Here is a 13,485-nt window from a genome sequence, read left to right as displayed (position 1 = left end):
GGCAGGAAGGGACGTAGCCGTGAGTTGGGTGAGTTTTACGGGCATGGTGGGTGCGCTGCGCTTACCCACCCTACAGGGGGCGTTGGATTGGTTTTATGGTTATGGTGGGTGCGCTTCGCTTACCCACCCTACAGAATTTATCGCGTTGATTTTACGTAGGGCGGGTAAGCGTAGCGCACCCGCCGCCACACAAACCCGCCACGCAAAAATCACATCACGCCAGAACCAGATCGCCTGCCGGATGACACGAACACGCCAGCACGTAGCCGTCGGCAATCTCCTGCTCCGTCAGCGTCATGGTGCTCGTCACGCTGTACTCGCCAGACAGCACCCGCGTTTTACAGCAGCCGCATACGCCCGCACGGCATGCGGCATTCACCGGCACGTGATTGCTCTCAAGCGCCGCCAGCAGCGTGGTGCCGACCGCGCCATAAAACTCGCGGGCGGGCGTAAGCGTGGTGAACTTAATCCCGCTGGTCGCGGCCTCGGACACCGGCGTGAAAAACTGCTCTTTATAAAAACGCGCCACGCCAAGCGCTTTCACTTCCTGCTCTACAAAATCCATATACGGCGCGGGGCCGCACACCATTATGGTACGGCGGGTAAGATCCGGCACCGCCATCAGCATCTCGCGAGTGAGACGCCCGTGTACAAAACCCGGCGCGTCGCCGCTTTCCGCCACCAGCGTCACCGGGTAATCGCGCCACTCGTCGGCGAAAATCACATCCTGCGGCGTGCGCACGTTATAAATCACCTGAACATCCGCCTGCGGGCGATATGCCGCAAGCCAGCGGCGCATCGACATGATCGGCGTTACGCCGCAGCCGCCCGCCAGCAGCAGGAAGCGATCTTCGGTTTTGTCGGCGCAGGTAAAATCGCCCTGCGCGTCAGACAGCCACAGATAATCGCCGCGTTTAACCTCGCGCGTCAGCCAGCCGGAGCCTTCGCCATTGTCGATGCGGCGCACCGTCAGCGTAATCAACGGGCTAACGCCGGGCGTTGAAGAAATCGTATACGCGCGCAGGGTCTCGGCGCTGTTGCGAATGCTCACCAGCGCATACTGCCCGGCCTGATACGGATAGAAATCGTGGCACAGCAGCGAGAGCGTCCAGACATCCGGCGTCTCCTGCCGGATATGGTGGACCTGCATTCGCCACGGACATTGTGGGGTCGGCATTGTCATTCTTTCCTCCTTACGCGCCTAACAGCGCGCGCATATCCTGCTCAACAGTAGTCACCTGGCGCAGACCAAATTTCTCATTCAGCACCGCCAGCAGATCCGGCGTCAGGAAACCTGGCGCGGTCGGGCCGGTGACGATATTGGTCACGCCGAGCGACAGCAGCGTCAGCAGGATCACAATCGCTTTTTGTTCAAACCATGACAGCACCAGCGACAGCGGCAAATCATTCACGCCGCAGCCCAGTTTTTCAGCAAGCGTTACGGCGAGAATAATGGCGGAGTAGGCGTCGTTACACTGGCCTGCGTCCACCAGACGCGGCAGGCCTTCGATCGCGCCGAAATCGAGCTTGTTAAAGCGGTACTTGCCGCAGGCGAGCGTCAGGATCAGGCAATCGCTCGGCACCTGGGTGGCGAAATCGGTGAAATAACTGCGCTCACCGCGCGCGCCATCGCAGCCGCCGACCAGGAAGATGTGGCGCAGTTTTTCGCGGCTCACCAGATCGATCAGAGTGTCGGCGGCAGCAAGCAGCGTCTGACGCCCGAAGCCGACGGTGATGAGATGTTCGATTTCGCTATACGGGAAGCCCGCCATCTGCTGCGCCTGGGCGATCACCGGCCCGAAGTCGTCGCCTTCAAGATGACTCACGCCCGGCCAGCCGACGATGCTGCGGGTCCAGATGCGATCGTCATAACTGCCGACGGTCGGGTCGATAATGCAGTTGGAGGTCATCACAATCGGGCCGGGGAAGCGGGCGAATTCAACCTGCTGGTTCTGCCAGCCGCTGCCGTAGTTGCCGACCAGATGCTTAAATTTACGCAGTTCCGGGTAGCCGTGCGCAGGCAGCATTTCGCCGTGGGTGTAAACATTCACGCCGGTGCCTTCCGTCTGTTCCAGCAGGTTATAGAGATCGTTCAGATCGTGGCCGGAAATCAGAATGCATTTGCCCGCCACCGCTTTGACGTTAACCTGCGTCGGCGTCGGGTGGCCATATTTGCTGGTTTCACCGGCGTCCAGAATACGCATGACGTTAAAGTTCATCTGGCCGATTTCCATCGCGCACTCCAGCAGCGCGTTCATGTCCGCAGGCCAGGTGCCGAGCCACGCCATCATCTTGTGATATTGACCATAAATGGCGTTGTCGTACTGCCCGAGCACATGCGCGTGCTCCATATAGGCCGCCGCGCCTTTCAGGCCGTAGAGACAAAGCAGGCGCAGACCGAGAATATTCTCGCCAATCAAGGCCTTATCGATATTCGGCGCGAACGCGGCGGCCTGACGCTGTAAATCGCCCAGATCGTCGCTTGAAAGCGTCAGCGAGGCCATCGGGTTATCCACCTGCGCGCTTTTATCAACGGCCTGGCATTGGATTTTCAGCGCCTCGCGCAGGGCGATAGCCTCACGGGCGTAACCCACGATGCGCGGCGAGTCGAAGTTAACGTTAGTAAGGGTTGAGAAAAACGCGCGGGGCGCGAAGCTATCTACCTGATGATCGATGATGCCAAGCTCGCGTGCTTTTACCGCCCAGGCGGAAAGCCCCTGCAAAGCCGCAATCAGCAGATCCTGAAGGTCGGAGGTTTCAGCGGTTTTCCCGCACATCCCTTGCGCATACGCGCAGCCGTTACCTGCCGGAGTACGAATCGTTTGTTCACATTGCACGCAAAACATGATGACACCTTAAAGTTATATTTAATATACATGTTTAAGGTTAGGCTTCGGCGCGCAGGGTGAAAAGGGATTTTTCAGGAACCTGAAGAGAGATTGATTTAACGCAATTTTGGCGGCAGAGAACTACCGCCAAAGGAGTATCAGGCAGCGAAAAACGCCATCAGCAACGGCACTAACAGGCTCAGAATAAACCCGTGGACGATGGCGGCAGGCACCAGCTCCAGGCCACCGCTGCGTTGCAGCACCGGCAGCGTGAAATCCATCGACGTCGCCCCGCAGATGCCAAGCGCGGCAGAGCGGCTGCGGCGCACCAGCGCCGGGATCAGCATAATCGCGATGAGCTCACGGCCCAGATCGTTAAAAAACGCGGCGCTGCCAATCACCGGGCCGAAGGATTCCGTCATCAGAATGCCGGAGAGCGAATACCAGCCAAAACCGGACGCCATTGCAAATCCCGTGCGAAGCGGTAAATCGAGCAGCAGCGCATTCACGGCACCTGCAATAAGCGAGCTACCCAGCACCACAATGGCGACCATCATGCCGCGGCGGTTCAGCACAATCTGTTTTAGCGTCATGCCGTTGTTGCGAAGCTGAATACCAATCAGGAACAGCAGAAAAATTAAGGTGTATTCGCTGGCTTCAGTGGCGTGTTTAAGAAACGCAAGGCCGGTCAGCCCCAGCAGGAAACCAAGCACAACCACGCCGCACAGTTTCAGAGATTCCAGCGCCATCGCGAGGCGCGACGGCAGCTTTTCCTGGCGGTGCTGATGACGCCACGGAATGGCCCGTTCAAGCCACAGGAGGGCTGCGATATTACACAGCATGATGACGGTAATGCTGACGGCAGAATAATGCAGGATCGCCAGCAGATTCGCCGACAGATTATCGAGAAAGGCCAGGCTGATGCCCATAAAGAAAAGAATAATGTACACCAGCCAGCTTAACAGCTGATTGATAAGCCGCAGCGCGCCTGCTTTACGCAGGGGAATAAGGTAGCCGAGAATCAGCGGCACTAAGATAATTAACAGTCCTGACAACATGAGGTGAGCGGTCCCTGAGATAACGTAAGTGCGGGAATAAGCGTGCCGCCACACCCTACAGAATTCATCCAGGCGAGTAAAGCGGCGGTTATTAGCCGTATTTCATTGCGTTAGCGCATGATGAAAGCTATTTATTACCGGCTTGATTATCACGCTTTTATTATTTCGAGACGCCTCGCAATGCGGCGTTTACGCCCCGTCTTTCTCTGTTAAGGCACTGATTGAATAGCTATACTGCCGACACGCAGCCATGCAGATGCAGCCGGAGGAGAGATGTTTCTTGAACGCGTGGAAATCGCCGGGTTTCGTGGAATTAACCGCTTATCGTTAACGCTTGAACATAATAATGTGCTGATTGGCGAAAACGCGTGGGGGAAATCAAGCCTGCTGGATGCGCTGACGCTGCTGCTGAATCCGGGTGAAACGCTCTACTCCTTTACGCGCAACGACTTCTGGTTTCCACCGGGAGATATTCACGGACGCGAACGACATCTGCATGTCATTCTTATTTTTCGCGAAACCGAGCCGGGGGATTTTCAGCGCCGCCGTTTTCGCGGTTTACGCCCATTAATGACGCCGGGCGGCGATGGCTTTGAGCGGATTTTCTACCGGCTGGAAGGCGAGCTTAACGACGATAACAGCGTGCTCACGCTACGTAGCTTTCTTAACGCCGAGGGTGAACCGCTCGCGCTGGACGATATCGATGCGCTGGCGCGGCAGCTTATCCGTCTGAATCCGGTACTGCGGTTGCGTGACGCCCGTTTTATGCGTCGTCTGCACGACAACACCATTGCCCATACGCCCCAGGTGGAAGTGACGGCGCGCGAGCTGGAATTTCTCACACGCGAGCTGGTCTCCCGCCCGCAAAACCTCACGGATGAACAGATTCGTCAGGGGCTGTCGGCGATGGTGCAACTGCTGGAGCACTACTTTTCCGAGCAGGGCACCGCAGGCCCGCGCTACCGCCTGATGCGTCGTCATTCGCACGACGAACAGCGCAGCTGGCGTTATCTCGATATCATCAACCGCATGATTGATAAGCCCGGCGGGCGGGCTTACCGGGTTATCCTGCTGGGGCTGTTCGCCACGTTGTTGCAGGCCAAAGGCAACGTTCGGCTCGATAAATACGCCCGGCCGCTGCTGCTGGTGGAAGATCCTGAAACACGGCTACACCCCATTATGCTCTCCGTAGCCTGGCAGTTGCTGAACCTGCTGCCGCTGCAAAAGCTCACCACCACCAACTCCGGCGAGCTGCTGTCGATGACCCCGGTTGAGCATGTCTGCCGGCTGGTGCGTGCGTCGGGCAAGGTGGCGGCGTGGCGGCTGGGGCCTGGCGGCATGAATGCCGAAGATAGCCGCCGCATCGCGTTTCATATCCGCTTTAACCGGCCATCAGCGTTGTTCGCGCGCTGCTGGCTGCTGGTGGAAGGGGAAACGGAAGTCTGGATGATGAACGAGCTGGCGCGCCAGTGCGGTTACCACTTCGAGGCCGAAGGCATCAAAGTTATTGAGTTCGCCCAGTCGGGCTTAAAACCACTTATCAAATTTGCCCGACGTATGGGCATTGAGTGGCATGTACTGGTGGATGGCGACGATGCCGGGCGCAAATATTCTGCGACGGTAAAAAGTATCGTGAATAACGACGGTGAACAGGTGCGTCAGCATCTGACCGAGCTTCCCGCGCCGGATATGGAACATTTTATGTATCGCGAAGGCTTTGACGCCGTGTTTTACCGCGTCGCGCAGGTGCCGGAAACGGTGCATATGAATATGCGGCGGGTGATTGTTAAAGCCATTCACCGCTCGTCGAAACCCGATCTGGCGATTGAAGTGGCGATGGAAGCCGCCCGTCGCGGGATGGATGCGGTGCCACCGCTGCTGCGCAAAATGTTCTCGCGCGTGCTGTGGCTCGCCCGCGGTCGCGCGGATTAGCTTTTTGGCAATGAGTACATCTGGTAGGGCGGGTAAGCGAAGCGTACCCGCCAGCGGTTGGCGATGATTTGTAGGACGGGTAAGCGAAGCGCACTCGCCGCGTGAGGTGACGAATAACATTGTAAGGCAGGTAAACGCGCGCACCCGCCCGCCGATTACCGCTCGTTAAACCGCGCGGCGATTTGCGCCGTCATACTCTCCAGCAACTCATAACGACGACGATATTCCGCGCGTTTTTTGCTGGCTATCTCCTCAAGCGATTTACGGGTTATCTGCAACGGCATGTGGTAAAGCCCCCGGGCGTCCTTTTCACCGCCGAGCGATTCCCAGAAGCTGTCATAATCGGCGTGCAGTTTATCCTTTTTCTTCTTCGCATAGCGCCAGCTACGGTAGATATGTGTCTCGTTACTGACCGCGAGTATCTGGCTTACACCAAAGTGCTGCGCCAGCAGGCAGACCGCCTCAAGCAGCAGGCGTTTAGGAAACAGGCCGTGGCAGGCTTTGGTCGCCAGCTGGATCTGATCGTGTTCAACCCAGGCTTTGGCACCCTGTAAGCCGCCAATAAACAGTGCAGATTGGCCGTCGACTTCGCAAAGCGTAAAGGTCATTTCGGCAAGTACGACGCCGTTAGCGTCACGGAAAATCACCGTCGTTTCGCCTTCTTTGTCGAGGTCGGCGATGGCGGCAAGGTCGAGACGATACTGCGCGTCGTTTTTTCCGCTAAGCGTGGCAAGCGTGCTGCCCTGTCGCGTCAGGTGCCCTTGCATCAGCGTGTCGGGCAAAAGACGCTCGATATGCTGGTAATGATATTCCAGCGCGGCCAGCGCCGCTTTTCGCGACACATTGACCGACAGCCAGGGCCTGTGCAGACGGCACGGCAGGCCCGGCTGGGCATGCAGCAAGGCGTCAAGCATCGGCTGACGGGCGAGCACTGAAAGCCAGCGTCGGGTGGCGAAGGGCGTTGCCAGCGAGCGCAGCATGAATTTCCGCCGATAGGCGGGGTTCTCCCATGCGAGCCCCGGCGTTTTCTGGCCTGTCGCAAGCAGGCGAAAGAGTTGCCAGGCGCTATGGGCTGGCGGCTGTATGGAAATTTCGGCAAGTGCGGACATAACCTGGTCTCGTAATGAAGTCTGAGGTTATGGAAACAAATCATCACTCAACGCAATATCAACGCCGTGGTTTATTTACGAGCTGCATAGGGTTTGGTTGAGATTGCGTTTAGAATGGGAGAGCACACTCTGTTTATTCGTCCGAAATGTCAGGAAAGATATGAAGCTTAAGGGAAGGATTAAGAAGCGCTACGTGGTGCTGGCTCTGGTTATCATCATCGGCGCGGTATGGCTGTGGAAGACACTGAACGCGCCGCTGCCCCGTTATCAGACCATGCTGGTGCGTAAAGGGGACCTGCAGCAGAGCGTACTTGCGACCGGTAAGCTCGACGCGCTGCGTAAAGTCGATGTCGGCGCGCAGGTGAGTGGCCAGCTGAAAACGCTGTCGGTCAATATCGGCGATAAAGTGAAAAAAGATCAGCTGCTTGGTGTTATCGATCCTGAGCAGGCTGAAAACCAGATCAAAGAAGTGGAAGCGACGCTGATGGAGCTGCGCGCCCAGCGCCGCCAGGCCGAGGCGGAGATGAAACTCGCCCGCGTTACGCTCTCCCGCCAGCAGCAGCTTGCCCGTACGCAGGCCATTTCGCGCCAGGATCTCGATACGGCGGCCACCGAGCTTGCCGTCAAAGAGGCGCAGCTTGGCACGATCGACGCGCAAATTAAGCGTAATCAGGCCTCGCTCAGCACGGCCAAAACCAACCTGGATTACACCCGTATTACCGCGCCGATTGCCGGTGAGGTGACGCAGATAACTACGCTGCAGGGCCAGACGGTCATCGCCGCGCAGCAGGCACCGAATATTCTCACGCTTGCCGATCTCAGCACGATGCTGGTGAAAGCGCAGGTCTCTGAAGCCGACGTGATTCATCTCAAACCGGGGCTGAAAGCCTGGTTTACGGTGCTTGGCGATCCGCTGACCCGCTACAAAGGGCGGCTTAAAGATATTCTTCCCACACCCGAGAAAATCAACGACGCCATTTTTTACTACGCGCGTTTTGAAGTGCCGAACCCGCAGGGCGTGCTGCGCCTCGATATGACCGCGCAGGTGCATATTCAGCTCGGCGGGGTCGACGATGTGCTGACTATTCCGCTGGCGGCGCTCGGCGAGCCGGTCGGCGATAATCGCTATAACGTCACGCTGCTGCGCAACGGCGAAACCCGCGAGCGCGAAGTCACCATCGGCGCGCGTAACGACACGCAGGTAGAAGTGGTTAAGGGCCTTGAAGAGGGTGATGAAGTGGTGATTGGCCGCGCGAGCGGGAGCGAGCAATGACGGCGCTGCTTGAGCTGCGTGCTATTCGCCGCAGCTATCCGTCGGGTGAAACGGATGTCGAGGTGCTAAAAGGCGTCACGCTAACCATTAACGCCGGTGAAATGGTGGCGATTGTTGGCGCGTCCGGCTCCGGTAAATCGACGCTGATGAATATTCTCGGCTGTCTCGATAAGCCCAGCAGCGGTAGCTATAAGGTCGCGGGCGTGGATGTGGCAACGCTTAATGACGACGCGCTTGCCCGCCTGCGGCGCGAGCATTTCGGTTTTATTTTTCAGCGCTACCATCTGCTTTCACACCTGACCGCCGCGCAGAATGTCGAAGTCCCCGCCATTTATGCCGGCACCGGGCGCGCCGCGCGTCAGGCGCGGGCGCGAGAATTACTGGCGCGGCTTGGCCTTGAGGCGCGTGTCGGGTATCAGCCCTCGCAACTTTCCGGCGGGCAGCAGCAGCGCGTGAGTATCGCCCGCGCGCTGATGAACGGCGGGCAGGTGATCCTGGCCGACGAACCGACCGGCGCGCTCGACAGCCACTCCGGCGAAGAGGTAATAGCCACCCTGAAACAGCTACGCGACCGCGGGCATACGGTGATTATCGTGACCCACGATCCTGACGTCGCCGCACAGGCTGAGCGCATTATTGAAATTCGCGACGGGGAGATAATCAGCAACCCGCCGCCGGTCGGGAAACGCGACGCAGCCCGGCTGCCTGCGCAACCGCAGGACGCGCCAGCGCTCGGGCAGTTTATTAACAGCTTCCGTGAGGCGCTGACGATGGCCTGGCTTGCGATGGCTGCCAACAAGATGCGCACGCTGCTGACGATGCTCGGGATTATCATCGGTATTGCGTCGGTGGTTTCTATTGTGGTGGTGGGGGACGCCGCTAAACAGATGGTGCTGGAGGATATCCGTTCCATCGGGACGAACACGATTGATGTTTACCCTGGTAAGGATTTTGGCGATGACGATCCGCAATACCAGCAGGCGTTGCAGTATGACGACCTGCAGGCGATACAGCGTCAGCTGTGGGTGAGTTCCGCCACGCCGACGGTGTCGCAAAACCTGCGCCTGCGCTATGGCAATGTGGATGTCGCCGCCAGCGCTAACGGCGTGAGCGGGCAATATTTCAACGTCTACGGCATGACCTTCAGCGAGGGCAACACCTTTAACGACGAACAACTGCGCGGCCGCGCGCAGGTGGTGGTTATCGACAGTAACGCGCGCCGCCAGCTTTTCCCGAATAAGGCAAACGTAGTAGGCGAAGTGGTGCTGGTCGGCAATATGCCCGCGACCGTCATTGGCGTGGCGGAAGAGAAACAGTCGATGTTTGGCAGCAGCAAAATTTTGCGGGTATGGATGCCTTACAGCACGATGTCCGGGCGGATTATGGGCCAGTCGTGGCTGAACTCTATTACCGTGCGGGTGAAAGAGGGCTACGACAGCAGTGAGGCGGAGCAGCAGCTCACGCGCCTGCTAACGCTGCGTCACGGTAAAAAAGACTTTTTCACCTGGAATATGGACGGCGTATTGAAAACCGCCGAAAAGACCACACGTACTCTTCAACTGTTTCTGACGCTGGTGGCGGTGATTTCGCTGGTCGTGGGCGGCATCGGGGTGATGAATATCATGCTGGTGTCAGTGACCGAGCGCACCCGGGAAATCGGCATTCGTATGGCGGTCGGCGCGCGCAAAAGCGATGTGCTACAGCAGTTTTTGATTGAGGCTGTGCTGGTCTGTCTGGTGGGCGGCGCGCTTGGGATTGGTCTCTCACTGCTGATCGCGTTTGCGCTACAGCTCATTTTACCAGGCTGGGAGATTGGTTTTTCGCCCGTGGCGCTGCTGACCGCATTTTTGTGCTCCAGCGCGACGGGGGTGTTGTTTGGCTGGCTGCCCGCCCGCAACGCCGCCAGACTCAATCCTGTGGATGCGCTTGCCCGTGAATAAATAAAAATGCCAGTCCACGGGACTGGCATTTCAGGAGCAGGATGTACACAATGAAACAGAAGAGTTACGCAACTGCGGATGCGGCTTCTGCTTCAAGAGGGACAATGACGCTGGCATGGTTGCCTTTGGGACCCTGATGCACATCGAACCTCACGACTTGTCCGGCTTTCAGCGTTCTGTAGCCGTCCATCTGGATTGTAGAGTAGTGCGCAAAGATATCTTCGCCGCCGCCTTCAGGGCAGATGAACCCAAACCCTTTGGCGTTATTGAACCATTTAACAGTACCCGTCTCCATGCTTCGACATCCTTCATAAGTCTTATTGAGTAAGATGGATTGAACCGGTGGGTGAGGGGGGCTGTTCAAAACCTCGCCAACTCACGCTTGTACAATTTAGAGAAATCGCACTCTTCGTCAAGCGTTCACCGGGGTCTGGCAGGTGGGATTGAGTCAAAATTTTGAAGCAGTTAACGCTATTTTCATTAATGTGACAGAGCTCGCGAATACCAGTGATAGCTGGTTGCTTGCTGAACATTAGGGTAGATTCAGGATGCGTATTACACTCAACCAGAGCGCCGGAAAACACGCTGGCTGTACTGTTTAACCATGATGACGACTGGCAATGAGTAAAGACAAAAGTTGGCTGGATTTTGACCATTTGGCGGAAGATGACCTGCGCGAAGCGCTAAAGCCGCCATCTATGTATAAAGTTATATTAATGAACGACGATTACACGCCGATGGAATTTGTTATTGACGTGCTACAAAAGTTCTTTTCTTATGATGTAGAACGTGCAACGCAACTGATGCTCACGGTTCACTATCAGGGGAAAGCCATCTGTGGCGTTTTCACCGCGGAAGTGGCGGAAACCAAAGTGGCGCTGGTGAACAAATATGCGAGGGAGAACGACCATCCGTTGTTGTGTACGCTGGAAAAAGCCTGATTAAGGCAAACTATTGAGGGGGTGCCCTATGCTCAACCAGGAACTGGAACTCAGTTTAAACATGGCTTTCGCCAGAGCGCGCGAGCACCGACATGAGTTTATGACCGTCGAGCATCTGTTACTGGCTCTGCTCAGTAACCCATCGGCACGGGAGGCGCTTGAAGCCTGTTCCGTGGATCTGGTGGCGCTGCGTCAGGAACTCGAAGCCTTCATTGAACAAACCACACCCGTACTGCCCGCGAGCGAAGAGGAGCGCGACACTCAGCCGACGCTCAGCTTCCAGCGCGTGTTGCAGCGCGCCGTGTTCCACGTCCAGTCCTCCGGCCGTAGCGAAGTGACTGGTGCCAATGTCTTAGTGGCTATCTTCAGCGAACAGGAGTCTCAGGCGGCCTATCTGTTGCGTAAACATGAAGTCAGTCGCCTCGATGTGGTGAATTTCATCTCCCACGGTACCCGTAAAGACGAGCCGGGCCAGGCGCCGGGCAATGACAATCCGGTCAACGAAGAGCAGGCAGGCGGGGAGGAGCGTATGGAAAACTTCACCACCAATCTCAATCAGCTTGCCCGCGTTGGCGGCATCGATCCGCTGATTGGCCGCGACAAAGAGCTGGAGCGCGCCATTCAGGTGCTCTGCCGTCGCCGGAAAAACAACCCGCTGCTGGTGGGTGAATCGGGCGTCGGGAAAACCGCCATCGCCGAAGGGCTCGCCTGGCGTATCGTGCAGGGCGACGTGCCGGAAGTGATGGCCGACTGCACTATCTACGCGCTGGATATCGGCTCGCTGCTGGCGGGCACTAAATACCGCGGCGATTTTGAAAAACGCTTCAAGGCGCTGCTTAAACAACTTGAGCAGGATAACAACAGCATCCTGTTTATCGACGAAATCCATACCATCATCGGCGCGGGCGCGGCCTCCGGCGGCCAGGTCGATGCGGCAAACCTGATTAAACCGCTGCTCTCCAGCGGCAAAATCCGGGTCATGGGCTCCACGACGTATCAGGAGTTCAGCAACATTTTCGAAAAAGACCGCGCGCTGGCGCGTCGCTTCCAGAAAATCGACATCACCGAGCCGAGCGTTGAGGAAACCGTACAGATCATTAACGGCCTGAAGCCGAAATATGAAGCGCACCACGACGTCCGTTACACCGCGAAAGCGGTACGCGCGGCGGTGGAGCTGGCGGTTAAATATATCAATGACCGTCATCTGCCGGATAAGGCCATCGACGTTATCGACGAAGCGGGCGCGCGTGCGCGTCTGATGCCAGTCAGCAAGCGTAAGAAAACCGTCAATGTGGCGGATATCGAAACCGTGGTGGCTCGCATCGCGCGTATCCCGGAGAAGAGCGTGTCGCAAAGCGATCGCGATACGCTCAAAAACCTGGGCGATCGCCTGAAAATGCTGGTGTTTGGTCAGGATAAAGCCATTGAGGCCTTAACCGAAGCCATCAAAATGAGCCGTGCGGGGCTGGGGCATGACCGTAAACCGGTAGGTTCTTTCCTCTTCGCAGGCCCGACCGGCGTCGGGAAAACCGAGGTGACGGTGCAGCTGTCCAAAGCGCTGGGTATTGAACTGCTGCGCTTTGATATGTCCGAATATATGGAACGTCATACCGTCAGCCGTCTGATTGGCGCGCCTCCGGGCTACGTTGGGTTTGATCAGGGCGGTCTGCTGACTGACGCGGTCATCAAACATCCGCATGCGGTACTGCTGCTTGATGAAATCGAAAAAGCGCACCCGGATGTCTTTAACCTGCTGCTGCAGGTGATGGACAACGGCACGCTGACCGATAACAACGGGCGTAAAGCGGATTTCCGCAACGTGATTCTGGTAATGACCACCAACGCCGGCGTGCGTGAAACCGAGCGTAAATCGATTGGGCTTATCCGTCAGGACAACAGCACCGACGCGATGGAGGAGATCAAAAAGATCTTTACGCCGGAGTTCCGTAACCGTCTCGACAACATTATCTGGTTCAACCATCTCTCTACCGAGGTGATTCATCAGGTTGTCGACAAGTTCATCGTTGAACTGCAGGCGCAGCTTGACCAGAAAGGCGTCTCCCTGGAAGTTAGCCAGGAAGCGCGTGACTGGCTGGCGGAGAAAGGCTACGACCGTGCGATGGGCGCACGCCCGATGACCCGCGTGATTCAGGACAACCTGAAAAAACCGCTGGCCAACGAGCTGCTCTTTGGTTCGCTGGTGGATGGCGGCCAGGTCTCCGTCGCGCTGGATAAAGAAGGCGATAAACTGACGTACAGCTTCCAGAGCGCGCAGAAGCATAAGCCTGAAGCCGCGCACTAACGCCATGCGTATATAAGACACAACGCCGGATAGCGATATCCGGCGTTTTTTTATCGCTTTTTCAGGCAAGACACGCATAAAAAAAGCGCCGCAAAAGGGCGC

General features: G+C 57.2%; 10 protein-coding genes. 5 read left to right on the top strand and 5 right to left on the bottom strand.

The genetic code is table 11. The features are described 5' to 3' along the window. Positions 1-214: 214 nt before the first annotated feature. The 3 genes from hcr to CSK29544_RS18495 form a co-directional block, all read right to left on the bottom strand. On the bottom strand, positions 215-1,183 hold the full coding sequence (gene hcr, locus CSK29544_RS18505; protein WP_029038921.1) for an NADH oxidoreductase: 969 nt from the start codon (positions 1,181-1,183) through the stop codon (positions 215-217). A gap of 10 nt (positions 1,184-1,193) precedes the next feature. Beyond that, positions 1,194-2,846: a hydroxylamine reductase gene (hcp, locus tag CSK29544_RS18500; protein ID WP_007888477.1), complete on the bottom strand. Its 1,653-nt coding sequence runs from the start codon at positions 2,844-2,846 to the stop codon at positions 1,194-1,196. A 140-nt stretch (positions 2,847-2,986) separates the two neighbouring features. After that, positions 2,987-3,886: a LysO family transporter gene (locus tag CSK29544_RS18495; protein ID WP_004387940.1), complete on the bottom strand. Its 900-nt coding sequence runs from the start codon at positions 3,884-3,886 to the stop codon at positions 2,987-2,989. Between the two features lie 273 nt (positions 3,887-4,159). On the opposite strand from CSK29544_RS18495, the gene CSK29544_RS18490 reads away from it, so the two are divergent. Further along, complete coding sequence (locus CSK29544_RS18490; RefSeq protein ID WP_007888475.1) at positions 4,160-5,818, top strand: ATP-dependent endonuclease; 1,659 nt, start codon at positions 4,160-4,162, stop codon at positions 5,816-5,818. Positions 5,819-5,973: 155 nt separating this feature from the next. Here the strand turns inward: CSK29544_RS18490 and CSK29544_RS18485 are convergent, their stop codons facing one another. Beyond that, positions 5,974-6,927, bottom strand: a complete 954-nt coding sequence (locus tag CSK29544_RS18485; protein ID WP_029038922.1) for a VirK/YbjX family protein — start codon at positions 6,925-6,927, stop codon at positions 5,974-5,976. A gap of 160 nt (positions 6,928-7,087) precedes the next feature. On the opposite strand from CSK29544_RS18485, the gene macA reads away from it, so the two are divergent. After that, entirely contained in the window at positions 7,088-8,200 is a 1,113-nt protein-coding gene (gene macA, locus CSK29544_RS18480; protein ID WP_007888473.1) for a macrolide transporter subunit MacA, read from the top strand. Further along, on the top strand, positions 8,197-10,140 hold the full coding sequence (gene macB, locus CSK29544_RS18475; RefSeq protein ID WP_029038923.1) for a macrolide ABC transporter ATP-binding protein/permease MacB: 1,944 nt from the start codon (positions 8,197-8,199) through the stop codon (positions 10,138-10,140). Before macA ends, macB begins: the two co-directional genes overlap by 4 nt. 64 nt (positions 10,141-10,204) lie before the next feature. Here macB and cspD read toward each other — a convergent pair whose 3' ends face one another. Next, on the bottom strand, positions 10,205-10,435 hold the full coding sequence (gene cspD / locus CSK29544_RS18470) for a cold shock-like protein CspD (RefSeq protein ID WP_004387937.1): 231 nt from the start codon (positions 10,433-10,435) through the stop codon (positions 10,205-10,207). Between the two features lie 325 nt (positions 10,436-10,760). Between cspD and clpS the strand changes: the two genes are divergently transcribed. Together clpS and clpA are read left to right on the top strand one after the other, a co-directional pair. Beyond that, positions 10,761-11,081: an ATP-dependent Clp protease adapter ClpS gene (gene clpS, locus CSK29544_RS18465; RefSeq protein ID WP_004387936.1), complete on the top strand. Its 321-nt coding sequence runs from the start codon at positions 10,761-10,763 to the stop codon at positions 11,079-11,081. Between the two features lie 28 nt (positions 11,082-11,109). Next, positions 11,110-13,383 (top strand): ATP-dependent Clp protease ATP-binding subunit ClpA, encoded by a 2,274-nt coding sequence (clpA, locus tag CSK29544_RS18460; RefSeq protein WP_004387935.1) that lies wholly within the window; start codon positions 11,110-11,112, stop codon positions 13,381-13,383. Positions 13,384-13,485: the final 102 nt, after the last annotated feature.

Source organism: Cronobacter sakazakii, assembly GCF_000982825.1.
Classification (GTDB): domain Bacteria; phylum Pseudomonadota; class Gammaproteobacteria; order Enterobacterales; family Enterobacteriaceae; genus Cronobacter; species Cronobacter sakazakii.
The sequence above is the reverse complement of the archived record's forward strand: the minus strand, read 5'-3'. Positions and strand labels throughout refer to the sequence as shown.

Coding starts and splice junctions, on each gene's coding strand:
- hcr (WP_029038921.1), bottom strand. CDS start 1,183: ATGACAATGCCGACCCCACAATGTCCGTGGCGAATGCAGGTCCACCAT.
- hcp (WP_007888477.1), bottom strand. CDS start 2,846: ATGTTTTGCGTGCAATGTGAACAAACGATTCGTACTCCGGCAGGTAAC.
- CSK29544_RS18495 (WP_004387940.1), bottom strand. CDS start 3,886: ATGTTGTCAGGACTGTTAATTATCTTAGTGCCGCTGATTCTCGGCTAC.
- CSK29544_RS18490 (WP_007888475.1), top strand. CDS start 4,160: ATGTTTCTTGAACGCGTGGAAATCGCCGGGTTTCGTGGAATTAACCGC.
- CSK29544_RS18485 (WP_029038922.1), bottom strand. CDS start 6,927: ATGTCCGCACTTGCCGAAATTTCCATACAGCCGCCAGCCCATAGCGCC.
- macA (WP_007888473.1), top strand. CDS start 7,088: ATGAAGCTTAAGGGAAGGATTAAGAAGCGCTACGTGGTGCTGGCTCTG.
- macB (WP_029038923.1), top strand. CDS start 8,197: ATGACGGCGCTGCTTGAGCTGCGTGCTATTCGCCGCAGCTATCCGTCG.
- cspD (WP_004387937.1), bottom strand. CDS start 10,435: ATGGAGACGGGTACTGTTAAATGGTTCAATAACGCCAAAGGGTTTGGG.
- clpS (WP_004387936.1), top strand. CDS start 10,761: ATGAGTAAAGACAAAAGTTGGCTGGATTTTGACCATTTGGCGGAAGAT.
- clpA (WP_004387935.1), top strand. CDS start 11,110: ATGCTCAACCAGGAACTGGAACTCAGTTTAAACATGGCTTTCGCCAGA.